Consider the following 25885-nt stretch of genomic DNA (forward strand, 5'->3'; position numbering starts at 1 on the left):
GCGCACTTTTGCGCGACAGGCCGCGGGCCTATTTCAGGAAGCCGGGGCCCGAGCCGATGATCTTGTCATCGACCTCGCCGATGGCGTCCTTGTCCTTGCCCTCATAATCGAGCTTGGAAAGCATGTGCCGAATGAGGTTGAGACGGGCGCGCCGCTTGTCGTTGCCACGCACCACGGTCCATGGCGCCTGGTCCGTATGGGTCTCTTTCAGCATCTGGTTGCGCTTATCGGTATAATCGTCCCATTTGTTGAGTGCGGCGATATCCATCGGCGACAGCTTCCAGATTTTCAGAGGATCATGGCAGCGGTCGTGAAAGCGCTTGAGCTGCATCTCGCGGCCGATGTTGATCCAGAATTTGAAGAACTGAATGTCTTCGTGCACGATCATCTTTTCAAAGCGCGGCACCTGCTTCAGGAATTGCTCGTGCTGCTCGGGCGTGCAGAAGCCCATGACCGGCTCGACGCCGGCGCGGTTGTACCAAGAGCGGTCGTAGAGAACGAGTTCGCCTGATGTCGGCATCGTCGCGATGTAGCGCTGGAAGTACCATTGCCCACGCTCGGTTTCTGTCGGCTTCGTCAGCGCGACGACGCGCGCCCAGCGGGGGTTCAGGTTGCCGCTGGTCGCATGGATCGCGCCGCCCTTGCCGGCCGCGTCGCGGCCCTCGAACAGGGCGATGATGCGCTTGCCGGTTGCCTGCTGCCAGAGTTGCAGCTTGACCAGTTCGATCTGCAGCTTTTCCAGCGTCTTCAGGTATTCATCGTCGTCGAGCTTCTTCTTGTAGGGGTAGTCGTCGGAGGAGAACGCGGCCTCGTCGATCCACTTCGGCAATTCGGGATTGTCGATGTCGAAGAGCCGCTTCTTGCCGCCGATATCGAGTTCTACCGCCCGGCTTTCGGTCTTCGTTGCTGCCTGCGTTGACGCCATTTGGTCTTCCTCCAGCCCGAGCGATTTCCTGTGAGGAGGCCACAATTGCATTGCGGATTCAAGCGCGTCGTGAAAATCATGTCATGAACGGTCGCTATCTCTCGACCATTTAGGGTCGGGAGGAAGACAAAGTGATTCATGAGGATATCGTGCTGGACGGTTCCAAGGCGTTCTGGCGGATGCTCGTGCCGCGACTGAAGGCAGAACGTTGGCTCCTCGGCCTGACGGCGCTGCTCGCCGCGCTTGCGACCGTCGCCGGCATTCATTTCCTCGTCGTGCTGCCGTTCTGGATCGTGCTTGCCGCAGCCCTGCTCAACCGCAGCGCGCCTTCGGTGCTACCGAAGGCCGCAAAAGCGGCAAAGGTGGCCGCGGTTGCGGGCGCGGCCAGCGACGCCCTGATCCCAGCCCTGAACGCGCTCGATATGCCGGTGCTGGTGGTGGCTGTCGATGAAACGGTCGTCTTCCAGAACATCGCTGCCGAAAAGGCTTTCGGCACCATCCCGCCCAACAGCTATCTTGCCGCCCGCGTTCGCTCGCCCGGCATTCTCGATATGGTCCGCGAGACGATCGCGACCGGCAAGATCAACCAGATCGAGCACACCGAGCGGCTGCCGTCCGATGCCGTCTATGTGGTCCGGGTGGCGCCAGCCGAAATCGGTGGCGATGGCCCATGGCGCCGGATCTTTCTCTTGACCTACCGCGATATTTCGCAGGCCCGCCGCATCGATCGCATGCGCTCTGACTTCGTCGCCAACGCCAGCCACGAGTTGCGCACGCCGCTGGCGTCGCTGCGCGGCTTCATCGAAACCATGCAAGGCCCGGCGCGCAACGACGCGAAGGCGCAGGAGAAGTTCTTCGGCATCATGCACGAGCAGGCGACGCGCATGAGCCGCCTCGTCGACGACCTCCTGTCGCTGTCGCGGCTGGAGCTGAAATCGCACATCGCGCCAGACGATACGATCGATCTGCGGCCGCTGCTCGGCCATGTCCGCGACAGTCTTGCTCCGCTTGCGGGCGATCTTGACGTGACGATCACGCTGACAATGCCCGAGACGCCTGTGGTCGTTCAGGGGGATCGCGACGAACTGATCGAGGTTTTCGAGAACCTGATCGAGAATGCCTGCAAATACGGCCAGGAAGGCAAGAGGGTCGATGTCGAGCTTTCCGGCGACGACGGCGGGCAGGCGGAGGTCGTGGTCAGAGACTACGGCCCCGGCATTCCGGCCGAGCATGTGCCGCGCATCACCGAGCGGTTCTATCGCGTCAATGTGGAGGCCAGCCGCTCGAAAAAGGGCACCGGTCTCGGCCTTGCGATCGTCAAGCACATCCTGACCCGCCACCGCGCGCGGCTCCTGATCCACTCGGAGTTGGGCAAGGGCACGGTGTTTACCGTGCGCTTTTGACATATTGGCGCGGGATAATGCCGCTGTGTTCATTTTTCATTATTATTTTCAATGACATGAGCTGTCATAAATGTTTCGCGAAACTGACATAAAAGGTGTGGCTATCGGCGGCTAGTTAGGGGCAGCCGATCAAACGGCGAAGAGCGCTGCAACGCTTGGCGCACTCAACACCAGCCCATTCCGGGAGAACTTTTATGAAAGCTCTTAAACTCACCGTAGCGGCGCTTGTCGCATCCGCCGCATTCGCCGGCGTGGCTGCCGCGCGCGATCAGGTTCAGGTCGCCGGCTCCTCGACCGTTCTTCCCTACGCAAAGATCGTCGCCGAGACGTTCGGCGAAACGTTCCCGGACTTCAAGACCCCGGTTGTCGAATCCGGCGGCTCCTCGGCCGGCCTGAAGGAATTCTGCAAGGGCGTTGGCCCTGATACCATCGACATCGCCAACTCCTCCCGCAAGATCAAGGACAGCGAAGTCGAGGCCTGCAAGGCCGCCGGCGTCACCGAGATCCAGGAAATCCAGATCGGTTATGACGGCATCGTCTTCGCAACCGACGCCGGCAACGCCGACCTCGCCCTGAAGCCCGTTGATCTCTACAAGGGTCTGGCTGCCGAAATCGTCGTCGACGGCAAGCTCGTTGCCAACCCTTACAAGAAGTGGTCTGAAGTCAACTCCGCTCTGCCGGACGCCGACATCGCCGCCTTCATCCCGGGCGAAAAGCACGGCACGCGCGAAGTCTTCGAAGAGAAGATCCTGGCCGCAGGTTGCAAGGAAGCTGGCGCCATTGACGTCATCAAGGCCGCCGTTGCCGATGAGAAGCAGCAGCACAGCAAGTGCGTCGCAGTCCGCAAGGACGGCATGGCTGTCGACATCGACGGCGACTACACCGAAACGCTGGCCCGTATCGCTGCCAACAAGAACGGCATCGGCGTATTCGGCCTGTCCTTCTACGAAAACAACGCCGACAAGCTGAAGGTCGCCACCGTCAACGGCATCGTTCCGTCGACCGAAACGATCGCTTCCGGCGAATACCCGGTTTCCCGCCCGCTGTACTTCTACGTCAAGAAGGCACATCTCGGCGTTATCGCGGGCCTCAAGGAATATGTTGAGTTCTTCCTCGACGATCAGATGATCGGCCCGGAAAGCCCGCTTGCAGAATACGGCCTCGTCGCTGCTCCGGACGCCGAGCGCGAAGAAGTTCGCAAGGCTTTCGCAGCCGGCAACATGCTCTGATACTGACAAGCCCCGGCGCGATGGTCTCGCGCCGGGGCATGCCTCCATCCGAACTGCCGGCAGCGCATTGAGCGTCACGCCGCGGAGACGTGCCGATGAGTACTTCATTTCTTCTTTTGCTCATTGTTGTAATTGGTTTTGTTTCTTATTTTGGGGGTCGTGCGCGCTCCTTCGCACAGGCTGGCGGCAAGCTCTCCAATCTGCATTCCTTACCCGGCTATCACGGCAGCTATGTCGCCATCTGGGCGATCCTTCCAGCGGCGCTCGTACTCGGCGCCTGGCTCGTCGCCGCGCCCATGTATATCGACTCCAGCACCCGGGCGACCTTGCCCGAGACGGTGCAGACGCAGGGCGGCGCCACGGTCGAGCTGGCGCTTGGCCAGGTCAAGTCGGTCGCCGGCGGCCTGAAGCGGTTGACGGCCGAAGAAGTTTCGGCGCTTGAAAGCGGTTCGGCCAATCTTCGCTCGACGCTTGCGGCCAAGGGCGTGGCTCTTGCCGGCGAGGGCGAACCCTACATGATCACCGCCGCCCAGCATTTCAACGCGATGAGCGCCACCAATCGCTGGCTGATGAGCGCCGTCGTCCTGCTGATCGCGATTGCCGGCGGCTTTTATGCCATCCGCAACATCGCCACCCGCTTCCGCGCCCGCAACCAGGTCGAGCGCGTCATGCTCGGCGCGCTGATCGTAGCGTCCTCGATCGCCATCCTGACGACGGTCGGCATCATCGCCTCTATGCTGTCGGAAGCCGGCCGCTTCTTCACGATGGTTTCACCCTTCGAGTTCTTCTTCGGCACGGTCTGGGACCCCCGGTTTGCTGCCGCCGGAAGCGGTGGCTCCTCCGGCCAGTTCGGCCTGATCCCGCTTCTCGCCGGTACGCTCTACATCGCCTTCGTCGCCATGCTGTTTGCGGTGCCGATCGGCCTGTTTGCCGCCATCTACATGGCGGAATATGCCAGCCCACGACTGCGTTCGACGGCAAAGCCCCTGCTCGAAGTGCTCGCCGGCATCCCGACCATCGTCTACGGTTTCTTCGCACTTGTGACCGTCGGCCCATTCCTGCGCGATATCTCTGCCCAACTGAACGGTCTCGTCACCGGCAATTATCAGAACTTCATCCAGGCACAGAGCGTCGTGACCGCCGGCATCGTCATGGGCATCATGCTGATCCCGTTCGTGTCCTCGCTTTCCGATGACATCATTACCCAGGTACCGCGGGCCCTGCGCGACGGTTCGCTCGGCCTTGGTGCCACCCGCTCCGAGACAGTCAAGAAGGTCATCCTTCCCGCAGCACTTCCGGGCATTGTCGGCGCTCTGCTTTTGACCGCCTCGCGTGCCGTCGGCGAGACGATGATCGTGGTGCTTGCCGCCGGTGTCGCGGCCCGCATGCAAATCAATCCTTTCGAGCCGATGACCACGGTGACGGTGAAGATCGTCAACCAGCTGACGGGTGACCTTGAGTTCACCTCGCCGCAGACGCTGGTTGCCTTCGCACTCGGCATCACGCTCTTCGTTATCACGCTCGGCCTCAACATTTACGCGCTCTACATCGTGCGCAAATATCGGGAACAGTACGAATGACCGACATCGCTTCCCCGGCCGTCCGGATCTCCGTCCGCCCCGCATCCGCCAAGCGTGATATCGGCATCAAGCGTCGCTACGCGGCCGAGCGTCGGTTCCGTGCCTATGGCATCAGCGCCATCAGTCTTGGCCTGTTCTTCCTCGCTCTGCTGCTGTGGACGGTGATCTCCAACGGCTACACCGCGTTCCAGCAGACGACGATCACGCTGCCGATCGAATTCACCGAAAAGGTCATCGATCCCAAGGGTGAGCGCGCGACCGACGGCAAGGTGCTGGTGGCGGCCAACTATCCGCTGCTGGTCCGCGATGCGCTGATCAAGCAGCTCGGCATCGATCCGAGCAATCGTCCGCTGGTCAAGCGGGCCACCGACATGGTGTCTGCAAGCTCCCGCACGCTGTTGCGCGACATCGTCGTCGCCGACCCGTCGGTTATCGGCAAGACCATACCGGTGACACTGCTCGCCGAAGCCAATGTCGACTCCGCCTTCAAGGGGCAGATCGACCTGAAGGTCGATGAGAGCAAGCGCAAGGTCAAGGACCAGCAGGTCACCTGGATGAACGAGCTTGCAAGCGCCGGCGTCCTGAAGAAGAGCTTCAACACCGGCATCTTCACCTTCGGTGCCTCGAGCCGTCCGGAAGCGGCAGGCGTCGGCGTTGCCGCCCTCGGTTCGCTGTTCATGATGCTGATCGTGCTCGTGCTGTCGCTGCCGATCGGCGTTGCCGCCTCGATCTATCTCGAAGAGTTTGCGCCGAAGAACCGGCTGACCGATCTCATCGAGGTCAACATCAACAATCTCGCCGCCGTTCCGTCGATCGTCTACGGTCTCTTGGGGTTGGCCGTATTCATCAACTTCGCCGGCATGCCGCGCTCGGCCGCCCTCGTCGGCGGCCTGGTGCTGACGCTGATGACCCTGCCGACGATCATCATCGCCACCCGTGCAGCGTTGAAGGCGGTCCCGCCGTCGATCCGCTCGGCAGCGCTCGGTCTCGGTGCGTCGAAGATGCAGACCATCTTCCACCACGTCCTGCCGCTGGCGATGCCGGGCATCCTGACCGGCACGATCATCGGTCTCGCCCATGCACTTGGCGAAACCGCGCCGCTGCTGTTGATCGGCATGGTCGCCTTCGTCGTCGATTATCCCGGCTCGCCGATGGAGCCGTCGACCGCGCTGCCGGTGCAGATCTACATGTGGGCCAACGAGGCGGAACGCGCCTTCGTCGAGCGCACATCCGGCGCGATCATCATTCTTCTCATCTTCCTCGTCGTCATGAACCTTGGCGCCATTCTGTTGCGACGTCGCTTTGAGCGCCGTTGGTAGTGAGGTAATTACTATGAACATCATGTCAGAAGCAGCAGTCGAAAAAGCCTTGGATCAGAAAATGAACACCGTGCCCTACAAGATGATCGGCAAGGATGTGTCGGTCTACTACGGCGAGAAGCGTGCGCTTTTCGACGTCAATCTCAATATCCGCGAGAACACGGTGACAGCGCTGATCGGCCCTTCGGGCTGCGGCAAGTCGACCTTCCTGCGCACGCTGAACCGCATGAACGACACCATCGAGAACTGCCGCGTCACCGGCAAGATCACGCTCGATGAAGACGACATCTACGACCCGACGATCGACGTCGTGGAACTGCGAGCCCGCGTCGGCATGGTGTTCCAGAAGCCGAACCCGTTCCCGAAGTCGATCTACGACAACGTCGCCTACGGCCCGCGCATCCACGGGCTTGCCCGCACCAAGTCTGAGTTCGACGAAGTCGTCGAGACCAGCCTGCAGAAGGCTGGTTTGTGGAACGAGGTGAAGGATCGCCTGCAGGAGCCGGGCACCGGTCTTTCGGGCGGCCAGCAGCAGCGTCTGTGCATCGCGCGCGCCGTTGCCGTCAGCCCTGAAGTGATCCTGATGGACGAGCCCTGTTCGGCGCTCGATCCGATCGCGACGGCCAAGGTCGAGGAACTGATCCACGAGCTGCGTACCAACTTCACGATCGTCATCGTCACCCACTCGATGCAGCAGGCGGCGCGTGTTTCGCAGCGCACTGCCATGTTCCACCTCGGCAATCTTGTCGAGGAGAACGACACCGACAAGATGTTCACCAATCCGGATGACCAGCGTACCCAGGACTACATCATGGGCCGGTTCGGTTGATGGCCGAAGCTCCTCTTCACCCCGTTTCCTGAACGCGCCCGCAAGGATCGAAGACTATGTCCATGCACATAATGTCCGCCTACGACGAAGAACTGAAATATCTCACGCGCCGCATCTCCGAGATGGGCGGGCTTGCCGAGCAGATGGTGGGCGAATCCGTTCGTGCGCTTGTCAATTCTGACCTCGCCTTGGCGCAGAAGGTGATCTCCGACGACACCATCCTCGATGAAGCCGAACGCCAGATCGGCGAAAAGGCAATCGTCACCATCGCCAAGCGCCAGCCCGTTGCTGCCGACCTGCGCGAGATCATGGGATCGATCCGCATCGCGTCCGATCTGGAGCGCGTCGGCGACCTCGGCAAGAACAACGCCAAGCGTGTCATCGCGGTTGCCGGCTCCGGCATCCCGCGCAAGCTGGCGCGCGGTCTTGAACACCTGGCAGAGCTTGCGCTGGTGCAGCTCAAGGAAGTCCTCGACGTCTACGCTTCCCGCTCGCCGGAGAAGGCCAACAGCATCCGCGAGCGCGACGAGGAGATCGACGCGATCTACACCTCGCTGTTCCGCGAGCTGCTCACCTACATGATGGAAGATCCGCGCAACATCACGCCCTGCACGCATCTTCTCTTCTGTGCCAAGAACATCGAGCGTATCGGCGACCACGCCACCAATATCGCCGAGACGATCTACTACATGGCGACGGGCGCGCAGCCGGAAGGCGAGCGTCCGAAGGACGACAATACGTCGACGCTGGGTGCCGTGAAGGACTAACGCATGTCGCGCAAAAGTGCGCAGCGGTTTTGCGATAACGACATGTGCAAAAACAAGAACTTAAAGCACAACAAGCGCATCTTAGAGATCGCGACGCGCTTTAAGACCCGGATACGTTCGAGTGCCTGCTTATGAACCTGCTCCGGTCGCAGCCCTGGTTGCGGCCCTGCTCTACTGCGTCTGAAGCTATACGTTTTCGCGCGTGCCTATGAAAACGCGCGGAGTGCTCCAGATTCTATATGTTCGAGCATCTCTTTGCGTTCGATCGAACGCGAGACGCTCTGGGTAAGGAGACGTTGCCTGATGTTGCCGAAAATCGCCGTTGTCGAAGACGAAGAGGCGCTGAGTGTCCTGCTGCGTTATAACCTCGAAGCCGAAGGGTTCGATGTTGATACGATCCTGCGCGGAGACGAGGCGGAGATCCGCCTACAGGAGCGCCTCCCGGATCTCCTGATCCTCGACTGGATGCTGCCGGGCGTTTCCGGCATCGAGCTTTGCCGCCGGCTGCGCCAACGTCCGGAAACCGAGCGCCTGCCGATCATCATGCTGACGGCGCGCGGCGAGGAGAGCGAGCGGGTTCGTGGCCTTGCCACCGGCGCCGACGATTATGTCGTCAAGCCGTTCTCGACCCCGGAGCTGATGGCCCGTGTCAAGGCGATGCTGCGGCGCGCCAAGCCCGAGGTCCTCTCGACGCTGCTTCGCTGCGGCGACATCGAGCTCGATCGCGAGACCCATCGCGTGCATCGCCGCACCCGCGAGGTCCGCCTTGGTCCGACGGAATTCCGCCTGCTCGAATTCCTGATGTCGTCGCCGGGCCGGGTGTTCTCGCGCTCGCAACTCCTTGATGGCGTCTGGGGCCACGATATCTATGTCGACGAGCGCACCGTCGACGTGCATGTCGGTCGCTTGCGCAAGGCACTGAATTTCTCGAGCATGCCTGATGTCATCCGCACCGTTCGCGGTGCCGGCTACTCGCTCGAAAGCTGAGCCAGCCGGCCACTGCAGCGCCGCGCATCTTAATGGACGCGCAAAGGTCGCTGTTGCATCTTGAATTGCGGCATGTTTCCTTGAAGCGAATACGAACCAGGGAAACATGCAGCAGCCAATAAAAAAGGGGCCGTGCGGCCCCTTTTCTGCATGTGGTTTTCGGTCGTCTCAGCGAGCGCGACGGCGCTCGGAGGTCGGCTGATAGGCAAGCCGCGCATGGAATGTGCAATAGGGCGAAGCTTCCGGGGAATCGTTGCCGCAGAAGTGGAATTCTTCCTTGAGCGGGTCGCCGATCGGCCATTTGCAGGTGCGCTCGGTCAACTGCGTCAGCTCCAGGCGGCGCGACATTGGCACGACCACATCCGTCTGGATGCGGAAATCCTGTTCGGCGACGAGATCGACTTCGACCTCTTCCTTGAGCACGGTCGCGCCGGCCGCACGGGTAACCGTCCGTGTCGTGACGCGCGAAGCGTAGTTCGGAGCGCGCGGCGCCGAAGTCGGGCGCTGCTTCGGCCGGGTCGCGGCGGTGGTTCCGCCAGCCTTGGCCCTGCCGGGCAGGCTCAGCCGGTGAACCTTGCCGATGACCGCATTGCGGCTGACGCCGCCGAGCTGTGCCGCGATCTGGCTCGCGCTCAGGCCCTCGGACCAAAGCTTCTTCAGTTTTTCCACCCGCTCGTCAGTCCAGTTCATTTCTGCACTCTCCGTTCTCAGCGTTGGCGATGACAGAATCTCTCACCACGCTCCGGACAGGCTCCGGAGCTGCAACGCGATAACACTTTTGGTGACTAGGCCCGCCGCATGCGTCTAGTAATTGAACATTAACCTACTGACCGGCGGACTCCGTGGCAAGAGTCCCGCGAATCGCGCCGAATCGATTTCTTGGTTTTCCCCAACTTGCTCGGTGGGCGTTGCATTTTTGCAAGCCCCGTCGCGTGATTTTTTCGTCGCATGGATCAGACCCGTCCGACCGCACTGCAAAGCTTGGTTTTGTTGACATTGCGCTGCGAAATAGGAATAGTGCCTGCGCCGCCGCAAGGCGGCATTTTTAATTTTTTGCCGCGCTCAACAGGGGCTCGGATCGATGCCGATAGCAATGAAGGAGAGGCTCGCCATGACTGCAACCACGCCGCTTTACGACACCTACATGCGTGCGCCGTTGCGTTTCGAGCGAGGAGAGGGCGTCTGGTTGATCGCCGAAGACGGCTCGCGCTATCTCGACTTCGCCGCCGGCGTCGCCGTCAACTCGCTTGGCCATGCGCATCCGCATCTGGTCGAGGCGTTGAAGGCGCAGGCCGAGAAGGTCTGGCACCTGTCCAACCTTTATGAGGTCCCCGGCCAGGAGAGCCTTGCACGCCGGCTGACGGCCGTCACCTTCGCCGATCGTGTCTTCTTCACCAACTCGGGTGCCGAGGCGCTCGAATGCGCGATCAAGACTGCGCGTCGCTACCACTATGCCAAGGGCAATCCGGAGAAGTTCCACATCATCACCTTCGAGGGTGCCTTCCACGGACGCACGATCGCGACCATCGCGGCGGGTGGTCAGCAGAAGTACATCGAGGGCTTTGGCCCGAAGGCCCCGGGTTTCTATCAGGTTCCCTTCGGCGATATCACGGCGCTCAAGGATGCGATCACCGACGAGACGGCGGCGATCCTGATCGAGCCGATCCAGGGCGAGGGCGGCATCCGCCCGGTCACCAAGGAATTCATGCAGGAGCTGCGCGCGCTTTGCGACGAGTTCGGTCTGCTGCTGATCCTCGACGAGGTCCAGTCCGGCGTCGGCCGCACCGGCAAGCTTTTCGCCTATGAATGGGCTGGCATCCGTCCGGATATCATGGCTGTCGCCAAGGGCATCGGCGGCGGCTTCCCGCTCGGTGCCTGCCTTGCGACCGAAGAGGCGGCTGCCGGCATGGTCGCCGGTACGCACGGTTCGACCTATGGCGGCAACCCGCTTGCCATGGCTGTCGGCAACGCCGTGCTCGACGTCATCCTGGCCGACGGTTTCCTGGAGCATGTCCGCGACGTGGCCCTGGTCTTCCGCCAGGGCCTCGCGTCGTTGAAGGACCGTTTCCCCGATGTGATCGAGGATATCCGCGGCGACGGCCTGATGCTCGGCATCAAGGCGAAAGGCCCTTCGGCCGATCTCCTGAAGGCGATCCGCGCGGAGAAGCTGCTGGCTGTTCCGGCCGGCGAAAACGTCCTGCGCCTGTTGCCGCCGCTGACGGTGACCGCCGCGGAAGCGCGCGAAGGCCTGGCGCGGATCGAGCGCGCGGCCGAAGCCGTGAGAAGCAGCAGCGGTACCGCCGCAGCCTAATTTGTGAACCCGGAGATCGGCAGCGATTTTCCCAAGGGTCCATGCGCGAGCCCAAGGTGTCGAGCGTTCTTTTGGCTCTTCGACACCGGTCGCGCTCCACGGGCCATTCTGAGACAGGAATTGACTACGATGGCAGGCACAAGACATTTCATCGATCTTTCGGCCATGACGGCAGCCGATCTGCGCACGATCATCGATGACGCACGCGTGCGAAAGACGGCGACGAAGGCCGGAACCGCCGAAAAGCCGCTCGCCGGCAAGATGTTGGCGATGATCTTCGAAAAGCCTTCGACCCGCACGCGCGTCTCCTTTGACGTCGGCATGCGCCAGCTCGGCGGCGAAACCCTGTTTCTCTCGGGCACCGAAATGCAGCTCGGCCGCGCCGAGACCATCGGCGACACTGCCAAGGTGCTGTCACGCTACGTCGATGCGATCATGATCCGCACCACCGATCATCGCCGTCTTCTCGAGCTTGCCGAGCACGCCACGGTGCCCGTCATCAACGGCCTGACCGACGACACCCATCCCTGCCAGATCATGGCCGATATCATGACCTTCGAGGAGCATCGCGGCCCGGTGAAGGGCAAGACCATCGCCTGGACCGGCGACGGAAACAACGTGCTTCACTCGCTGATCGAGGGCTCGGCCCGTTTCGGCTACCGCATGAACATGGCGGTGCCGCTCGGTTCCGAGCCGCACGACAAGATCCTCAACTGGGCGCGCAACAATGGCGGCGAGATCCTGCTTTGCCATGAGGCCGAGCAGGCCGTTGCCGGCGCGCATTGCGTCGTTACCGACACCTGGATTTCCATGAACCAGGAGCATCGCGCTCGCGGCCACAACGTCTTCCAGCCCTTCCAGGTCAACGACGCGCTGATGAGGCACGCCTCGCCGGACGCACTGTTCATGCACTGCCTGCCGGCGCATCGCGGCGAGGAAGTGACCGACGAGGTCATCGACGGGCCGCAGTCGGTGGTATTCGACGAGGCGGAAAACAGGCTGCACGCACAGAAGTCGATCATCGCCTGGTGCATGGGGCTCGTCTGATCGGCGCGTCTGCCTATTGAAATTTCCCGCATGCGACACGATTTAGGCCGAATGCGGGACGTTCCGGGGTGGAAACAACGGACGTTACCTGACGACAGGCAGCGCATGATCGGCCGGCAAAACGGCACATGCCTGCTAGACAAATCCGTTTATGGCGGGATCGAATAGGATAACGGGCAGGCTGCACCGGAGGATGTTTATGTTCTCTGCGCGGCCCTCTCCCAAGCATGTCGCGGAAAAGTGCGCAGCGGTTTTGCGATAACGATATGCGCAAGAACAAAAACTTGAAGCGCAGTCAGCGAATCCTGGCGATCGCGACGCGCTTTAGTGACGTAAGGAGCAGCAGATGACTGAGATGGCACCAGGACTTGGCGAATTCGACTTTGCCGGTGACGATCATGTCGTGCCCTTCCAGGTGGAGGGCCTCGATGTGCGTGGCCGCGCCGTTCAGCTCGGCCCGATGCTCGATGCGATCCTCGACCGCCACAACTATCCGCTTCCGGTCGCGCGGCTGGTTGCCGAGACCGTGGTGCTGACCGTGCTGCTCGGAACGTCGCTGAAGTTCGACGGCAAGCTTATCGTCCAGACGAAGAGCGACGGCCCGGTCGATCTTGTCGTCGCCGATTTTGCCACGCCCGATCGGGTGCGCGCCTATGCCCGTTTCAACGAGGAAGCGCTGGAGGAAGCTCTGAAGGACGGACGCACCCAGTCGCATGAGCTGCTGGGCAAGGGCGTTCTCGCCTTCACCATCGATCAGGGTGCCCATACCCAGCGCTATCAGGGCATCGTTGCGCTCGATGGCGCCACGCTCGAGGAGATTGCCGGCGTCTACTTCCGCCAGTCGGAGCAGATCCCGACCAAGGTGCGCCTCGGCGTTGCCGAACTGCTCGACCGCGACGAGAACGGCAAGCCGCGCCATCGCTGGCGCGCCGGCGGCATGGTCGCGCAGTTCCTGCCGGATGCGCCGGAGCGCATGCGCCAACCGGATCTTTCGGGGGGTGACGGCGACGACAACGAGGATCTCTTCGACGAGGACGATCTCTGGGCGGAAGCCAAGGTCATGGTCGAGACGATCGATGCCGACGAACTGACCGACCCGATGGTCGGCACGGAACGTCTGCTCTATCGGCTGTTCCACGAGCGCGGCGTTCGCGTCTACGAGCCGCAGGCGGTCTATGATCGCTGCAGCTGTTCGCGCGAAAAGATCCGCTCGGTGCTCACCGGACTGCACGCCGACGATATCGAGAGCACCATCGAGGACGGCTTGATCAAGGTGACGTGCGAGTTCTGCTCGACCACCTATCGCTTCGAGGCAAGCGAGGTCCGCCAGCAGTAGGATGCCTCAATTCAGGGTTCGAACGAGCCCTGGTGAATCAAGCGAGAAGGCGGGGATTGCCACGTTGAAGTGTTCTCCGCCTTCCGATTCCATGCTGTAGTGGCCGAACATGACGCCGGACGGCGTATCGAGCGGGCATCCGGAGGAATATTCGTAGGTATCGCCGGGGTTCAGCAACGGTTGCTCTCCGATGACACCGGGCCCGCTGACTTCGTCCACCTGGCCGTTCTCGTCGGTAATATGCCAGTAGCGTGTCATCAGCCGAACCGACTCGGCCGAATGGTTGGCGATGACGATGCGGTAGCCCCAGACATAGCGGCTGTCATCCGGATCAGATTGCTCTTCCAGATAATAAGGCTCCACCGTAACTTCTATGTCGCGAGTGAGCGCGCGATACATGAGCAACACCTTGTTTCAAGTCTTTCAGGGTATTCTACAGCAAGATGGTTTCGTCAAGAATAACGGCAGGATTGCATGCGTCGGCGGCAAGTCTGCGGAAAGGCGAGGCCGATGCTTGATGGCGCGGTGAGAAAACATCTGGATCCGATACTGGATCGGCTCGGTGCAGCACTTGCCCGCGGGGGTGTCGGTGCCAATGCGGTCACGATCACCGGCCTCGCGCTCGGCCTCGTTGCCGCTGTCCTCATTGCCGGACAATACTACCTTGCCGCCGCCATTGTTATCGTCGTTAGCCGGCTTTGCGATGGACTTGATGGTGCGGTGGCACGCGCCACGCGCAAAACCGATTTCGGTGGTTTCCTCGACATCGTGCTCGACTTCGCCTTCTACGGTGCCATCCCGCTCGGCTTCATCGGCGCCGATCCGCAGGCCAACGGTCTTGTCGGCGGTCTGCTGCTCTTCTCGTTCTACGTCAACGGATCGAGTTTTCTCGCCTATGCCATTATGGCCGAAAAGCGAGCGATGACGACGGATGTGCGGGGGGCAAAATCGCTCTACTTCACCACCGGGCTTGCCGAGGCGACGGAGACGATCGCCGCCTTCCTGGCCTTCTGCCTGTTCCCGACGTGGTTTCCGCTGCTGGCGGCGCTGTTTGCGGTCGTCTGCCTCTACACCGCGCTATCGCGCATTGTGCTCGCGCGAACGCGTTTTCGCGACGTCGAGTAGCGGCCGCCGCCGATCTCGGGGCGGCCGTCTTGTTCGTGGGTATCAGGCCTTGACGGTCTTCAGCGCGCGGGCGAAGTCCTCGACGATGTCGTCGCTGTCCTCGATACCGGCGGAGAAACGAACGGTGCCGGCGGAAATGCCGAGCTCGTCGCGAGCTTCGTCCGTCAGGTTCTTGTGCGTCGTCGTCGCCGGATGGGTGATCAGGCTTTTGGAATCGCCAAGATTGTTGGAGATGCGGGCGATCTGCAGTGCGTTCTGCAGTGCGAAGGCCGCATCCTTGCCGCCCTTGAGTTCGAAGGCGACAAGGGTCGAACCGCCGGTCATCTGCTTGGCGATGATGTCGGCCTGCGGATGGTCCGCGCGGCCGGGGTAGATCACCTTGGCGATCTGCGGCCGCTCGGCGAGGAAGTCGGCGACGCGACGGGCGTTTTCGGTCTGCTGCTTGACGCGCAGCGGCAGCGTCTCGATGCCCTTCAGCAACGTCCAGGCGTTGAACGGCGACATCGCCGGGCCGGTGTGGCGGAAGTAGTCATGCAGATGCTCGTTGATCCAGTCCTTGTCGGACAGAACCACGCCACCGAGGCACCGGCCCTGGCCGTCGATATGCTTGGTGGCGGAATAGACGACGATATGCGCGCCGAGTTCCAGCGGCTTCTGAAACAGCGGCGTGGCGAAGACGTTGTCGACCACGACCTTGGCGCCGATCTGGTTGGCGAGCCGAGAAACGCCTGAAATGTCGATCACTTCCAGCGTCGGGTTGGTCGGGCTTTCCAGGAAGAAGACCTTGGTGTTCTTCTGGATCGCCTTTTCCCAGTTCGCGAGATCGCGTCCGTCGACCAGCGTGCATTCGATGCCGTATTTCGGGGCCAGCGTCTCGACCACCCAGCGGCAGGAGCCGAAGAGGGCGCGGGCGGCAACGATGTGGTCGCCGGCCTTCAGCTGGCATAAAATGGCGGCAGTGACGGCAGCCATGCCTGATGCCGTGGCGCGCGCGTCTTCGGCGCCTTCCAGCATGCACATGCGCTTTTCAAACATGTCGTTGGTAGGGCTGCCGTAACGGGCATAGATGAAGCCTTCGGTCTCGCCCTTGAAGCGTGCTTCCGCCGCCTCGGATGTCTCGTAGACGAAGCCCTGGGTGAGGAAGATCGCCTCGGACGTCTCGCCGTGCTGGGAGCGGGTCGTTCCGCCGTGGACGAGTTGGGTTGCCGGGCGCCAGTTTTTGCTCATGTGACGATCACCTTCAAAAACAAAAAAACCGGCCGCGTGAAGGGCCGGTTTGAAACCCGGCCTTTTTAGCTACTTGTTTAACGTGGCTGCAAGCCGACCGGCCAAATCACCACGGGATAAAGCTCCAATACTGCTTGGGTGCGCTTGCGTCAATTCCTGGAGTTTGGTTTTGTCTCGCAACTGAAAAGAGGATCGAAATGGGCCGCGAGACTGGGATTTTGGCCGACCGCGCGATCGCCGCGCTGTTTGCGACCGGACGCTTGAAAAGCGAAAAGGCGCTGGATACCGATCAGATCCAGCCGGCAAGCCTCGACCTGCGCCTCGGCGCCAAGGCATTTCGCGTGCGCGCGAGCTTCATGCCGGGGCCGGCGCATCTCGTTGCCGACAAGCTCGACCGGCTGAAACTGCATGTCGTCGATCTCTCCGACGGCGCCGTGCTGGAAACCGGCTGCGTTTATATCGTGCCGCTGATGGAAAGCCTCGATCTGCCGGAGACCATGTCGGCTTCGGCAAATCCGAAGAGCTCGACCGGTCGCCTCGACATCTTCACCCGCGTCATCACCGATCGCGCCCAGGAGTTCGACAAGATCCCGGCTGGATATCGCGGACCGCTTTACCTCGAAATCAGCCCGCGCACCTTCCCGATCGTCGTGCGGCGCGGTTCGCGCCTGTCGCAGATCCGCTTCCGCACCGGCCAGTCGCTGCTCTCCGAGCAGGAACTGCTGGCGCTGCATGAAAGCGATATGCTGGTTGCGAGCGACAAGCCCAATGTCAGCGGCGGCGGGATCGCGCTCTCGATCGATCTCAAGGGTACGGGCCCGGACGGACTGATCGGCTACCGCGGCAAGCATCACACCGCGGTCGTCGATGTCGACAAGAAGGCGCAGCATGCCGTGTTCGACTTCTGGGAGCCGCTCTATAGCCGTGGCCGCGACGAGCTGATCCTCGATCCCGACGAATTCTACATCCTCGTTTCGCGCGAAGCTGTGCATGTTCCGCCGCTCTACGCTGCCGAGATGACGCCGTTCGATCCATTGGTCGGTGAATTCCGCGTGCATTATGCCGGCTTCTTCGATCCGGGCTTCGGCCATGCCTCTGCCGGCGGCAGCGGCAGCCGAGCGGTGCTCGAAGTCCGCAGCCACGAGGTTCCCTTCATCCTCGAGCATGGCCAGATCGTCGGCCGGCTGGTCTATGAACATATGCTGGAACGCCCGGAGGGACTTTACGGCCTCGGTCTTGGCTCCAACTATCAGGCTCAGGGTCTCAAGCTCTCCAAGCATTTCCACGCGGAGTAACAGAAAAAGTGCCGTTGCGCGGCAACGCGGCGCAACGGTCCTTGACAGATGCATGCGGTTGAGGAAGTTTCCGAAGCGCTGCGGGTGTAGTTCAGTGGTAGAACGCCAGCTTCCCAAGCTTGATGTCGTCGGTTCGATCCCGATCACCCGCTCCACTTTTTTCTTCAATGTCAGCCCATCGCGCTTTGAGCCGGCACTCCTGCGTGCGACGGCCCGAACCGTCGGACGCCGAAGCCAGTAGCCAGCCCGGTTCCATCCGGCTAATCTTGTCATCACCCATGAATCATCTGCGGCCGCGCTGGCCGTGCGGTACCACCAAGAGACGCGCTGGCCATTGCCCATGAAAATCCACCGACTGCTGGCTCTGTGCGTGTATCTGATGGCCGGTTCGCTTGCCGCCCAGCCCAGGGATCTGCCCAATCTGTTCGATGCGCGCGAGCGCATTGCCAAGCCGGATCTGACCGGCCTTGCGCGCCTACGGTTCCTGACCACGGTGGATTTCCCGCCGTTCAACTTCATCGACCAATCGGGCAAGCTTTCGGGCTTCCATGTCGACCTGGTGCGCGAGATCTGCCGCGAACTCGATATCGAAGCCAAATGCCAGATCCAGGCGGTCACCTATGCCGAGCTGCTCCCGGCGCTGGAAGAGGGACAGGGCGAGGCGGTCGCCGCCGGCATCTCCGTCAGTCCGGAACTGCGTCAGCGCTTCGGCTTCTCCAGGCCGTTCATACGGCTTCCTGCGCGCTTCGCCGTCAACACCAAGGCAGCCGGCGCCGTCTCCGATCCGTCGGGCCTGAAGGGCAAGGCGGTGGGCGTCGTTTCCGGCACCACGCATGAGGTGATGTTCAGGGCCTTTTTCCCCAAGCTTGAAGCCAGGATCTTTCCCGATCGCGATGCCATGCTCGCCGCTCTGCAGAAGGGCGAGGTCGCAGCCGTCTTTTCCGACGGCATGCAGCTTTCCTTCTGGGTGTCCGGCAGCGCTGCCGCCGGATGCTGCGCGCTTGTCGACGGCGCCTATTTCTCGCAACGCTTTCTTGGCGAGGGCCTGACGATCATGAACCGCAAGGCCGAGCCGGCGCTGACGCAGGCGATCGATCACGCCTTGCTGGCGCTTTCGCGCAGTGGGCGGCTCGACGAGATCTACCTGCGCTATTTCCCGAACGGAATTTACTAGGAGCGTTTCAGCGGCTCCTCTGAGACAGAAACGCTCTGCAGTTTATGTCGCCAAACCGCCGCACACTTTGCGCGGACATGCTCCAAATCAACTGCGACGGAAGGGCAGGAGTAACGACCACAAAAGCTTGGTCGGCTCGCTGCGGCCATAGGCGGTCAACCCCGTTTCGATCGCATCGTCGCCCCGTCGCGGCCGATCCGTATAGGTCGAGAACAGCCGGTCCCAGATCGCCAGGTTGAAGCCGTAGTTCGAATCCGTTTCCGAGCGCTCGGTCGAGTGGTGGATGCGGTGCATGTCGGGCGTGACGATCAGCGGCCGCAGCGCCCGGTCGAGGCGGGGTGGCAGCCGCAGATTGGCATGGTTGAACATGGCAGCGGCATTCAGCACGATCTCGAACATCAGCACGGCGACGGCAGGTGCGCCGAGCGCGACGACGACGGCAATCTTCCAGATCATCGAGACGACGATCTCCAGCGGATGAAAGCGCAGCGCCGTGGTCAGGTCGACGCCCGGGTCGGCGTGATGAACCCGGTGCATTCGCCATAGGGCGGGGACCTTGTGAAAGGCGACATGTTCCAGCCAGACGGCGAAGTCGAGCAAGACGAAGGCGATTGCGCCGGCCACGAGCGGAGGAACGCCCAATGCCGGCAGCAGGCCGTATCCCCGCGCTTCAGCCCAGAGTGCCGCGCCCGTGGCAGCGGCCGGGAAGATCAGCCGCAGCGAAAGCGAGGACAGAACCAGGATAGAGAGGTTGGTAAACCAGCGGCGCGCCTTCAGCGCCTTTTGCAGTTCCGGCCGCTCCAGCCTCGGGTGCAGAAGCTCGAGCGCCGCCATGGCGGCAAAGACCGAGAGAAAGGCCAAAAGGCGCCACATGGGTTCGGTCACGCCGAAAAGCTGCATCCCTCAGGCCTCGCTGCCGTTTTTCGGTGAAGCGATATCACGCTTCGGCAGGAGAGCGCCAAGACACGTTGACGTGAACCGGCCGGATCGGCCCGCCGTTACCTGCGGAAGCGGGCGAGCGCGCCGCGTTCGATTGCAGCGCAGGTAAGCTTGTCGAGGCCGAGGCGATCACGCAGCAACTGCAAAAGGCGGATCTCCTCGTTGCGGATGCGCTGGTCGGCGGCCGCAATCTCGACGGCGAGCGCATAAGCCGTCTCGTAAAGCCTCTCCGGCAGCGCCTCGCGAACGATCTCAAGCACGATGTCGAGGCCTTCAGGGGCGGCAAGCTGGGCTGAGCATTCGTGGCCGACGAGCACAAGCTGGTCCTCGTCGAAGCCTTCGAAGGCGGGAAGAAACTGCACGAGCCTGCCGATGCGCGCGAACTCGTCGTCGCTCATCTCCCGGTCGACCGCCGACATCATCACCATGACATAGACAAGGGCTTCGTGCTGGCTGAGGTTGGGTGGCATGGAGGCTTTCCGCAAAGTGTCTGCTGCAGCGACGTCTGCGCGTCTAATAAGACGCGCGGCGCTGTAGGAAGAACTGGTGTGTTCCGCCGTTCCTTACAAGTCCGGTGCCGCTTCGTCCATCGTTGCAGCGGCGCTCGGATCGTCGAACGGCATCGGCGTTTGGCGAAAATCGCGCGGGTCATCGCCGTAGAAGCCAAGCCTTGACTTGCGTGCCGCTTCGGCCTGCTCTTCAAGCACCGAGCCCGGCAACGGTGTCGCCCAGCCATTGGCAACCAGCCAGGCGGCAGGATCCTGGCCGCCGACGGTGCACCGGGCGGTGACGGTCTCGCCCGTTCCGTCTCCGGGGATGTCGCAGTTGACCGCACGGGCACGCAGGAAGTTGCGGAAGGCGGTCCGGGCGACCATGCCGCAGGGCCAGCTTTTGCCGGCGCTTTCGCAGGTCCGTTCCGCCGCTTCCGGCTCGATGCCGTCGAGTTGCAGTGTTATCTTGCCGAAGCGGATGAGCCCGGCGGCGAGCGCCATCGGCTGTTGGAGGACCGTCGGCGCCTTCGGCTTGTCCCTGTCGGTATCCGACAGCGGCGTTCGCGGTTCTATGCGTTCGAGTGGCTTCGTCGTGACTTCGTCGGGCAGACCAAACTGTTGCGGTTCGATGGCGCGGGCAGTGGTCTCGGTCGAGTGGGAGCTGCTTTCGCTCTGGCCACCATCAGGCACCGTGTCGTTCTGTTCAGGGGCCGTCATGTCGAACGGCACGTCTTCGGCGCCGACCTCAGGCTGCGTTTCCCCCATGTCGGGCGTTTCGAGCACGAAGTCCGGCGTGGCGCCACTTTCCCGGTCGCGGATCGTCGTGGCGCCGGCATAGAGGATGCCGGTATAGAGCGCTATGGCGGCAATCCCGCCTGCCAGGGTGACCAGTTGCTGCCGCATCAGGAAAGATGTCCTATTGGCTGGCCCAGATGATCCGGGCAATCCATTCGACTTCGCTCATCTCGAAACTCCGGTTGGGATGTTCCGGATTGAGCGATAGCAGTTCGATATTGCGTGGAGTATGCCGCACCAGGATTTTCGCCATAACCTCGCCTTCGCGGGTCTTGACCACGACACGGTCGCCGCGCCGGACCTGCGCGCCCGGGTCGACGATCAGAACGTCGCCGTCGCGATAGAGCGGCAGCATGCTTTCGCCCTGGATCTCGAGCGCATAGATGCCGGCGCGTCGCTCGGCCGCCGCCGGGAAATCGACGACGTCCCAGCCCTGGCCGGCCGGAAACCCGCCATCGTCGAAGAAGCCGCCAGCGCCAGCCTGGGCAAAACCGATCAGCGGTATGGCGGGTTTATACGGCTCGGTTCGGGCGGCGTCAGGGCGCATCAGCGCCATGAACTGGTCGATGGTCGCACCGGTCGCATCCAGCACCTTGGCGATCGATTCCGTCGACGGCCAGCGCTCGCGGCCATCGGCGGACTGGCGCTTGGATTTGTTGAAGGACGTCGGGTCGAGCCCGGCGCGGCGCGCAAGCCCGGACGGCGAGAGCTGGTGGCGCTCGGCCAACGCATCGATGGCGTGCCAGATGGTGTCGTGTGACAGCATGAATGTCTGTTCCGCGGCAGGGCGGCGACGGCCGCACGTCCTTATTCGACAGTAGATTAACCAAGCCGGCCAGGGTGGTAAAGAACAGGGAGGAAAATAATCCTTGGTCGTTCCGATTGAAATAGAGTGGCCCGCTTCTATAGTCCTTGTCGTTGCTTGAGTTTAGCCGGCGAGGGGGCTCATTTGTTGGCGGTGCTGAAATCCGAACGTCTGCTGTTCGCCGCCTTGGTTGCCGCGATTGCCGGTTTTGTGCTGGAGCACCCCTTGCTCGAAATGGGGCAGGTAGCTTCGCTCGTTGGGGCGGCCGCATTGGTGGGTGCGATCGTGCTGGCGTCGATGCGGGTCGCCCATCACGCCGAAGTCCTCGCGGCCAAGGTCGGCGACCCCTATGGCACGATGATCCTGACGCTGTCCGCCGTGCTGGTGGAAGTGATCATTCTGGCGATCATGATGACCGGCGAGAGTTCGCCGACGCTGGTGCGCGACACGATCTATTCCGCCGTGATGCTCGATATCAACGGCATTCTCGGTCTTGCCGCGCTGCTTGGCGGGCTGAAACACGGAGAGCAACCCTACAACGACAATTCCGCGCGCACCTACAGCGTCATGATCCTGACGGCGATGGGCATTTCGATGGTCGTGCCCGAATTCGTGCCGGCCGCGAGGTGGCACTTCTATTCCGCCTTCACCATCGGCGCGATGATCATGCTCTACACGCTGTTCCTGCGCATGCAGGTGGGGGTGCACAGCTACTTCTTCAGCTACAGCTACCCCCGGGCGAGGAGCGACGGGATTGATGATGCCGGTGAACCCGACGAGCCGGTGCTGCCGTCGATCGTGATCCTGCTCATTGGCGTGGTGCTGATCGGCGCGCTTGCCGAAATCATGTCGGGGCTGCTGACCTCAGGCCTCAAGGGGAGCGGCGCGCCGCCGGCCGTCGCCGCCATCGTCGTCGCCGCAATCTCGGCGTCGCCCGAGATCATGACGGCGATGCGTGCAGCACTTGCCAATCGCATGCAGGCGGTCGTCAACATCGCGCTCGGAGCATCGCTGTCGACCGTGATCCTGACCGTGCCGGTGATGGAGGCGATTGCGCTTTACACCGGCCAGCCTTTCATCATGGCGATGTCGCCGGTGCAGACGGTGATGGTGGCGATCACGCTGATCGTTGCAGCGATCAATCTCAACGACGGTCAAACCAATGCCATCGAGGGCATGACGCATTTCGTGCTGTTTTCCACCTTCGTCATGCTTTCGGCTATCGGTTTGTAGTCCTCAAGCGACCGCGTTTTCCCTGGTCTTGCGGGCGACGACATCCTCAAAGGCTGCCTGCAATGTCGCGCGCACGCGCGGCGGACCATCGAGGGCCAGTCCGAGATGCTCGTAGCGAAGCTCGTCCATGAAGCGGTTCCAGAGCTCAGGCCCGCCGGTTTCCATCAGTTCGGCCCGGATGCTGAGCTCTTCGCTGACGGGCAGGTAGCGCCGCCCCCAGGCGCCGAGATGCGCCATGATCGGCACCAGCGCGATGGTCATTTCTGTGAGGCTGTAGATGGCCTTCTGCTTGTGCGTCGGGTCATCCGTCTTGGTCAGCATTCCCTGCTCGACAAGCATCTTCAGCCGATCAGCAAGAATGTTCGACGAGATGCCCTCCTGCGATCGCAGCAGTTCGCGGAAGTGCCTTTTGCCCCCGAAGATCATGTCGCGGACGATCAGCAGGCTCCATTTGTCGCCAAAGACCTCGAGCGAGAGATTGATCGGGCAGCCGGAGCGATGATCGTCTTTCATTGGGGTCCTTTCAAAACTGCTTGCATTATTGCATCAGTGGAATTATCTTGCAACTGCTTTCAAAATGAAATCAGTTATCTGGCTGCGCGCGGAAGCGCTGGTGCGTCTGCGCAAATGGATCGAAGAGGAGAAGATCATGAGTGCCAATTCCGTGGAACATGCGAGCTTCACCATCGAACGGGTTTTCAAGGCGACGCCCGAACAGGTCTTTCGCGCCTTCGCCGATCCGGCGGCGCACGACCGTTGGTTCGTCAAGGCGGACGGGTGGCCGGTCGCCGAATATAGCCACGACTTCCGCGTCGGCGGGCGCGAGAGCGGCCGCTTCAGCAAGGACGGCAAGACCTTCTATCACAACGACACTGTTTACCTCGATATCGTCGAGAACCGGCGCATCATCTCGGCCTATACGATGGCTGAGAACGAGCGGCGGATTTCCGCTTCGGTGGCAACCGTCGATATCCAGCCGCACGGCGCCGGCACGCGTATCGTCTTCACCGAGCAGGCGGCCTTTCTTGATGGGCTCGACCAGGTCGCCTATCGGCGTGAGGGCTGGGAAGAGTTGATCGCCGCGCTTGGCACCGAACTCGGCGAGACGGCGGAAGCCGCCTGATCTGCCATCGCTGCGGATCTGCGGCATTAAAGCATCGTTGCCAGCGCGCTGCCGGCGATGCCGAAGGAGAACACCGCGAGACAGACGGCGGCAATGCGGCGCGGCAGATTGGACATGTGCGCGCCGCGCGACAGCCGGATGAGCATGGCGCCGGCGCCGATCCAGAACGAGCCGGCGACAACGACGAGCAGCGAAAACCCTGTGATCCACGGTATCGTCGCCACCAGTCCGGTCTGCGGCAAAAGCACCAGGGCTACGATCAGGGCCTTGGGATTGAGAAGCGTCGTAACGAACACCCGTTGGGTGGTGATCTCGGGCGAAGCCCGGTTGTCGTCACCGGTGGTCCACAGTGCATAGGCGAGGAAAAGGACCCAGAAGGCAGCCACGATCCGGAGCGCGAGCCCGATCTGCGGATGCGCCGCGAGAAATGGCGCAAGCAGCGCCACGGCTGGAATGATCACCGCGAGATAACCGCCGAGTTCGCCTAGGAGCAGCTGCGCCGAGCGCCGAAAACCGACCGCGGCGCCGGAGAGCCAGAGCAAGGTGTTCGTCGGGCCCGGCGTCGCCAAGAGGACGAGGGCGGAAAGGGTGAAGGCGAGCGGTTGCATCATCGAGGATCCGGTTTCGCGGCGATATTGCGGTCATGTACAGCATCGCGCATCAATCTGGATACGCTCCTGTTGCCGCCGCACTGAGACTTTCTGCATAACTCCCGGGACCGACCCCGACCTGGTTGCTTCATGCGTAGCGAAGAGGCCGGTCCGGGGCCTTGATCTCCATCAAGCGAAAGTACGAACACACTCCAAGATTTCGCCACAGCGCAGGCTGCCGCCACCTCTTCCGCCTTGAGCGGCGGCGCGCTATCAGACGGGCGCTGCCGCCTTTTCTCCCGGCTGCCATCGGGGCTTTCCATGAACAAGACAGTGCTTTCCGGCATCGTGATGACGACGTTTTCCTATTTGCTGTTCTCGCTGCAGGATGCGTCGGTCAAATGGCTGGTGGTCGGCTATTCGGTCTGGCAGATCCTGTTTACCCGCAGCATCACCATTCTCCTCCTGTGTCTGGTGATCGGCCGGGGCAGGCTCGTGCGCCGCGCGATCTCGTCGCCCGTCGTCAAGCCGCTGTTCGTGCGCAACCTGTTGCTGCTGGCCGCCTGGCTTTCCTATTTCAATGCGGCCCGCGATCTCGCCCTTGCCGAAATGACCACGCTTTATTACGCCGCGCCGATCGTGGTGACGCTGCTGGCCGTCCCGATCCTCAAGGAAGACGTGCCACCAATCCGCTGGTTCGCGGTGCTGCTCGGCTTCATCGGCGTGCTGATCGCCTGCGATCCGCTTGGAACGGGCATGAGGCTCTCGCTGCCGGTTTTCCTGGCGCTGATGGCCGCCGTGTTCTGGGCGATCGGTACGGTGATGCTGCGCAAGACCGCGCTCCAGGAGACGACACTGACGCAGATGACGATCTCCAACGTCTTCTTCATCGCAATGACCGGGCTTGCCGTCGGCTTCTACTGGACGCCGCCGGCGCTGTTCGATCTCGCGCTGATGGCGGGCACGGGGGTGATCGCCGGCATCGCGCAATATGCGCTGTTCGAGGGCATGCGCCGGGCGCCGATCTCGGTGATCGCACCGTTCGAATATACCTCACTCGTCTGGGCCTTCGGCCTCGGCTTCCTGATCTGGGGCGATATTCCGGCGAGCAACGTCTTTGCCGGCGCCGGCCTTATCTTCGTCGCCGGACTGACGATCATTGTCGGCGAGCGCTTGGCCCATCGGCGGGTGGTTGCCGAGGTTTAGCCCGCCTCAAGCAGCGGTAGCTCGATTGTCCAGCTGGCATGATGCCATCGGCCCGGTCTGCTCCAGCATTGCTACACCGAATTCGGCCACCTCGCCAAAGTCCTGACGTCGCTTTACTGGGCCGATCCGGCCAATCGCGCCGATGCGCC

At 62.1% G+C, this 25885-nt stretch carries 26 protein-coding genes, 1 tRNA gene and 1 riboswitch; of the genes, 17 read left to right on the top strand and 10 right to left on the bottom strand.

Annotation, left to right across the window (positions count from 1 at the left end; all coding sequences use genetic code 11):
• Nucleotides 1–28: 28 nt before the first annotated feature.
• Entirely contained in the window at nucleotides 29–925 is an 897-nt protein-coding gene (gene ppk2 / locus ASD52_RS13680; RefSeq protein ID WP_025425793.1) for a polyphosphate kinase 2, read from the bottom strand.
• Between the two features lie 131 nt (nucleotides 926–1056).
• Here ppk2 and phoR point away from each other — a divergent pair, with 131 nt between their 5' ends.
• The 7 genes from phoR to phoB all read left to right on the top strand — a co-directional run bounded on the left by phoR (nucleotide 1057) and on the right by phoB (nucleotide 9039).
• Nucleotides 1057–2328 carry a phosphate regulon sensor histidine kinase PhoR gene (gene phoR, locus ASD52_RS13685; protein WP_025425794.1) on the top strand — a complete coding sequence of 424 codons (1272 nt, stop codon included), beginning with the start codon at nucleotides 1057–1059 and terminating at the stop codon, nucleotides 2326–2328.
• A gap of 194 nt (nucleotides 2329–2522) precedes the next feature.
• The gene (locus ASD52_RS13690) at nucleotides 2523–3557 is read left to right on the top strand and encodes a substrate-binding domain-containing protein (RefSeq protein WP_025425795.1); all 1035 of its coding nucleotides are present in this window, start codon (nucleotides 2523–2525) and stop codon (nucleotides 3555–3557) included.
• Between the two features lie 95 nt (nucleotides 3558–3652).
• Complete coding sequence (gene pstC, locus ASD52_RS13695) at nucleotides 3653–5137, top strand: phosphate ABC transporter permease subunit PstC (protein WP_057204270.1); 1485 nt, start codon at nucleotides 3653–3655, stop codon at nucleotides 5135–5137.
• A complete protein-coding gene (pstA, locus tag ASD52_RS13700; RefSeq protein ID WP_025425797.1) occupies nucleotides 5134–6456 on the top strand; it encodes a phosphate ABC transporter permease PstA in 1323 nt (440 codons plus the stop codon). Before pstC ends, pstA begins: the two co-directional genes overlap by 4 nt.
• 13 nt (nucleotides 6457–6469) lie before the next feature.
• Nucleotides 6470–7285, top strand: a complete 816-nt coding sequence (gene pstB, locus ASD52_RS13705; RefSeq protein WP_025425798.1) for a phosphate ABC transporter ATP-binding protein PstB — start codon at nucleotides 6470–6472, stop codon at nucleotides 7283–7285.
• Nucleotides 7286–7341: 56 nt separating this feature from the next.
• Nucleotides 7342–8052 carry a phosphate signaling complex protein PhoU gene (gene phoU, locus ASD52_RS13710; protein WP_025425799.1) on the top strand — a complete coding sequence of 237 codons (711 nt, stop codon included), beginning with the start codon at nucleotides 7342–7344 and terminating at the stop codon, nucleotides 8050–8052.
• 303 nt (nucleotides 8053–8355) lie between these two features.
• Nucleotides 8356–9039, top strand: coding sequence for a phosphate regulon transcriptional regulator PhoB (gene phoB / locus ASD52_RS13715; protein ID WP_025425800.1), 684 nt, complete (start codon nucleotides 8356–8358; stop codon nucleotides 9037–9039).
• A 168-nt stretch (nucleotides 9040–9207) separates the two neighbouring features.
• Here the strand turns inward: phoB and ASD52_RS13720 are convergent, their stop codons facing one another.
• Entirely contained in the window at nucleotides 9208–9729 is a 522-nt protein-coding gene (locus tag ASD52_RS13720) for a GcrA family cell cycle regulator (protein WP_025425801.1), read from the bottom strand.
• 421 nt (nucleotides 9730–10150) lie between these two features.
• Here ASD52_RS13720 and ASD52_RS13725 point away from each other — a divergent pair, with 421 nt between their 5' ends.
• The 3 genes from ASD52_RS13725 to ASD52_RS13735 all read left to right on the top strand — a co-directional run bounded on the left by ASD52_RS13725 (nucleotide 10151) and on the right by ASD52_RS13735 (nucleotide 13733).
• Nucleotides 10151–11350, top strand: a complete 1200-nt coding sequence (locus ASD52_RS13725; protein ID WP_025425802.1) for an aspartate aminotransferase family protein — start codon at nucleotides 10151–10153, stop codon at nucleotides 11348–11350.
• A 129-nt stretch (nucleotides 11351–11479) separates the two neighbouring features.
• Nucleotides 11480–12397 carry an ornithine carbamoyltransferase gene (gene argF, locus ASD52_RS13730; protein WP_025425803.1) on the top strand — a complete coding sequence of 306 codons (918 nt, stop codon included), beginning with the start codon at nucleotides 11480–11482 and terminating at the stop codon, nucleotides 12395–12397.
• Nucleotides 12398–12743: 346 nt separating this feature from the next.
• Nucleotides 12744–13733, top strand: a complete 990-nt coding sequence (locus ASD52_RS13735) for an Hsp33 family molecular chaperone (protein ID WP_057224642.1) — start codon at nucleotides 12744–12746, stop codon at nucleotides 13731–13733.
• 6 nt (nucleotides 13734–13739) lie between these two features.
• On the opposite strand, the gene apaG is transcribed toward ASD52_RS13735, so the two are convergent.
• Nucleotides 13740–14132 carry a Co2+/Mg2+ efflux protein ApaG gene (gene apaG / locus ASD52_RS13740; protein WP_025425805.1) on the bottom strand — a complete coding sequence of 131 codons (393 nt, stop codon included), beginning with the start codon at nucleotides 14130–14132 and terminating at the stop codon, nucleotides 13740–13742.
• 111 nt (nucleotides 14133–14243) lie between these two features.
• Here apaG and ASD52_RS13745 point away from each other — a divergent pair, with 111 nt between their 5' ends.
• Nucleotides 14244–14858: a CDP-alcohol phosphatidyltransferase family protein gene (locus tag ASD52_RS13745; RefSeq protein ID WP_025425806.1), complete on the top strand. Its 615-nt coding sequence runs from the start codon at nucleotides 14244–14246 to the stop codon at nucleotides 14856–14858.
• A gap of 42 nt (nucleotides 14859–14900) precedes the next feature.
• Here the strand turns inward: ASD52_RS13745 and ASD52_RS13750 are convergent, their stop codons facing one another.
• Nucleotides 14901–16085, bottom strand: a complete 1185-nt coding sequence (locus ASD52_RS13750; RefSeq protein WP_057204268.1) for an O-succinylhomoserine sulfhydrylase — start codon at nucleotides 16083–16085, stop codon at nucleotides 14901–14903.
• Nucleotides 16086–16129: 44 nt separating this feature from the next.
• Nucleotides 16130–16208: riboswitch (SAM riboswitch) on the bottom strand.
• A 74-nt stretch (nucleotides 16209–16282) separates the two neighbouring features.
• Between ASD52_RS13750 and ASD52_RS13755 the strand changes: the two genes are divergently transcribed.
• The 3 genes from ASD52_RS13755 to ASD52_RS13765 all read left to right on the top strand — a co-directional run bounded on the left by ASD52_RS13755 (nucleotide 16283) and on the right by ASD52_RS13765 (nucleotide 18554).
• Complete coding sequence (locus tag ASD52_RS13755) at nucleotides 16283–17380, top strand: 2'-deoxycytidine 5'-triphosphate deaminase (protein WP_025425808.1); 1098 nt, start codon at nucleotides 16283–16285, stop codon at nucleotides 17378–17380.
• Nucleotides 17381–17460: 80 nt separating this feature from the next.
• A tRNA-Gly gene (locus ASD52_RS13760) sits at nucleotides 17461–17535 on the top strand.
• A 185-nt stretch (nucleotides 17536–17720) separates the two neighbouring features.
• Nucleotides 17721–18554 carry a transporter substrate-binding domain-containing protein gene (locus tag ASD52_RS13765; protein WP_038575856.1) on the top strand — a complete coding sequence of 278 codons (834 nt, stop codon included), beginning with the start codon at nucleotides 17721–17723 and terminating at the stop codon, nucleotides 18552–18554.
• 87 nt (nucleotides 18555–18641) lie between these two features.
• On the opposite strand, the gene ASD52_RS13770 is transcribed toward ASD52_RS13765, so the two are convergent.
• The 4 genes from ASD52_RS13770 to ASD52_RS13785 form a co-directional block, all read right to left on the bottom strand.
• The gene (locus tag ASD52_RS13770; protein WP_025425810.1) at nucleotides 18642–19454 is read right to left on the bottom strand and encodes a sterol desaturase family protein; all 813 of its coding nucleotides are present in this window, start codon (nucleotides 19452–19454) and stop codon (nucleotides 18642–18644) included.
• A 98-nt stretch (nucleotides 19455–19552) separates the two neighbouring features.
• The gene (locus tag ASD52_RS13775) at nucleotides 19553–19963 is read right to left on the bottom strand and encodes a tellurite resistance TerB family protein (RefSeq protein WP_025425811.1); all 411 of its coding nucleotides are present in this window, start codon (nucleotides 19961–19963) and stop codon (nucleotides 19553–19555) included.
• A gap of 93 nt (nucleotides 19964–20056) precedes the next feature.
• Entirely contained in the window at nucleotides 20057–20887 is an 831-nt protein-coding gene (locus ASD52_RS13780) for a thermonuclease family protein (protein ID WP_025425812.1), read from the bottom strand.
• Between the two features lie 13 nt (nucleotides 20888–20900).
• The gene (locus ASD52_RS13785; protein WP_025425813.1) at nucleotides 20901–21545 is read right to left on the bottom strand and encodes a helix-turn-helix transcriptional regulator; all 645 of its coding nucleotides are present in this window, start codon (nucleotides 21543–21545) and stop codon (nucleotides 20901–20903) included.
• 183 nt (nucleotides 21546–21728) lie between these two features.
• Between ASD52_RS13785 and ASD52_RS13790 the strand changes: the two genes are divergently transcribed.
• A complete protein-coding gene (locus ASD52_RS13790) occupies nucleotides 21729–22817 on the top strand; it encodes a calcium:proton antiporter (protein ID WP_025425814.1) in 1089 nt (362 codons plus the stop codon).
• Nucleotides 22818–22820: 3 nt separating this feature from the next.
• Here ASD52_RS13790 and ASD52_RS13795 read toward each other — a convergent pair whose 3' ends face one another.
• A complete protein-coding gene (locus tag ASD52_RS13795) occupies nucleotides 22821–23330 on the bottom strand; it encodes a helix-turn-helix domain-containing protein (protein WP_025425815.1) in 510 nt (169 codons plus the stop codon).
• A gap of 136 nt (nucleotides 23331–23466) precedes the next feature.
• Between ASD52_RS13795 and ASD52_RS13800 the strand changes: the two genes are divergently transcribed.
• Nucleotides 23467–23940: an SRPBCC family protein gene (locus ASD52_RS13800; protein WP_025425816.1), complete on the top strand. Its 474-nt coding sequence runs from the start codon at nucleotides 23467–23469 to the stop codon at nucleotides 23938–23940.
• Nucleotides 23941–23966: 26 nt separating this feature from the next.
• Here the strand turns inward: ASD52_RS13800 and ASD52_RS13805 are convergent, their stop codons facing one another.
• Complete coding sequence (locus ASD52_RS13805) at nucleotides 23967–24551, bottom strand: threonine transporter RhtB (RefSeq protein ID WP_225906201.1); 585 nt, start codon at nucleotides 24549–24551, stop codon at nucleotides 23967–23969.
• Between the two features lie 300 nt (nucleotides 24552–24851).
• On the opposite strand from ASD52_RS13805, the gene ASD52_RS13810 reads away from it, so the two are divergent.
• Entirely contained in the window at nucleotides 24852–25736 is an 885-nt protein-coding gene (locus ASD52_RS13810) for a DMT family transporter (RefSeq protein ID WP_025425818.1), read from the top strand.
• Nucleotides 25737–25885 lie beyond the last annotated feature (149 nt).

This window comes from Ensifer sp. Root142 (assembly GCF_001426785.1).
Lineage (GTDB): Bacteria > Pseudomonadota > Alphaproteobacteria > Rhizobiales > Rhizobiaceae > Ensifer > Ensifer canadensis.

Bases quoted from the DNA above. Each gene is read 5' to 3' on its own strand.
- ppk2 (WP_025425793.1), bottom strand. From the start codon at position 925: ATGGCGTCAACGCAGGCAGCAACGAAGACCGAAAGCCGGGCGGTAGAA.
- ASD52_RS13690 (WP_025425795.1), top strand. From the start codon at position 2,523: ATGAAAGCTCTTAAACTCACCGTAGCGGCGCTTGTCGCATCCGCCGCA.
- pstC (WP_057204270.1), top strand. From the start codon at position 3,653: ATGAGTACTTCATTTCTTCTTTTGCTCATTGTTGTAATTGGTTTTGTT.
- pstA (WP_025425797.1), top strand. From the start codon at position 5,134: ATGACCGACATCGCTTCCCCGGCCGTCCGGATCTCCGTCCGCCCCGCA.
- pstB (WP_025425798.1), top strand. From the start codon at position 6,470: ATGAACATCATGTCAGAAGCAGCAGTCGAAAAAGCCTTGGATCAGAAA.
- phoU (WP_025425799.1), top strand. From the start codon at position 7,342: ATGTCCATGCACATAATGTCCGCCTACGACGAAGAACTGAAATATCTC.
- phoB (WP_025425800.1), top strand. From the start codon at position 8,356: ATGTTGCCGAAAATCGCCGTTGTCGAAGACGAAGAGGCGCTGAGTGTC.
- ASD52_RS13720 (WP_025425801.1), bottom strand. From the start codon at position 9,729: ATGAACTGGACTGACGAGCGGGTGGAAAAACTGAAGAAGCTTTGGTCC.
- ASD52_RS13725 (WP_025425802.1), top strand. From the start codon at position 10,151: ATGACTGCAACCACGCCGCTTTACGACACCTACATGCGTGCGCCGTTG.
- argF (WP_025425803.1), top strand. From the start codon at position 11,480: ATGGCAGGCACAAGACATTTCATCGATCTTTCGGCCATGACGGCAGCC.
- ASD52_RS13735 (WP_057224642.1), top strand. From the start codon at position 12,744: ATGACTGAGATGGCACCAGGACTTGGCGAATTCGACTTTGCCGGTGAC.
- apaG (WP_025425805.1), bottom strand. From the start codon at position 14,132: ATGTATCGCGCGCTCACTCGCGACATAGAAGTTACGGTGGAGCCTTAT.
- ASD52_RS13745 (WP_025425806.1), top strand. From the start codon at position 14,244: ATGCTTGATGGCGCGGTGAGAAAACATCTGGATCCGATACTGGATCGG.
- ASD52_RS13750 (WP_057204268.1), bottom strand. From the start codon at position 16,085: ATGAGCAAAAACTGGCGCCCGGCAACCCAACTCGTCCACGGCGGAACG.
- ASD52_RS13755 (WP_025425808.1), top strand. From the start codon at position 16,283: ATGGGCCGCGAGACTGGGATTTTGGCCGACCGCGCGATCGCCGCGCTG.
- ASD52_RS13765 (WP_038575856.1), top strand. From the start codon at position 17,721: ATGAAAATCCACCGACTGCTGGCTCTGTGCGTGTATCTGATGGCCGGT.
- ASD52_RS13770 (WP_025425810.1), bottom strand. From the start codon at position 19,454: ATGCAGCTTTTCGGCGTGACCGAACCCATGTGGCGCCTTTTGGCCTTT.
- ASD52_RS13775 (WP_025425811.1), bottom strand. From the start codon at position 19,963: ATGCCACCCAACCTCAGCCAGCACGAAGCCCTTGTCTATGTCATGGTG.
- ASD52_RS13780 (WP_025425812.1), bottom strand. From the start codon at position 20,887: ATGCGGCAGCAACTGGTCACCCTGGCAGGCGGGATTGCCGCCATAGCG.
- ASD52_RS13785 (WP_025425813.1), bottom strand. From the start codon at position 21,545: ATGCTGTCACACGACACCATCTGGCACGCCATCGATGCGTTGGCCGAG.
- ASD52_RS13795 (WP_025425815.1), bottom strand. From the start codon at position 23,330: ATGAAAGACGATCATCGCTCCGGCTGCCCGATCAATCTCTCGCTCGAG.
- ASD52_RS13800 (WP_025425816.1), top strand. From the start codon at position 23,467: ATGAGTGCCAATTCCGTGGAACATGCGAGCTTCACCATCGAACGGGTT.
- ASD52_RS13805 (WP_225906201.1), bottom strand. From the start codon at position 24,551: ATGATGCAACCGCTCGCCTTCACCCTTTCCGCCCTCGTCCTCTTGGCG.
- ASD52_RS13810 (WP_025425818.1), top strand. From the start codon at position 24,852: ATGAACAAGACAGTGCTTTCCGGCATCGTGATGACGACGTTTTCCTAT.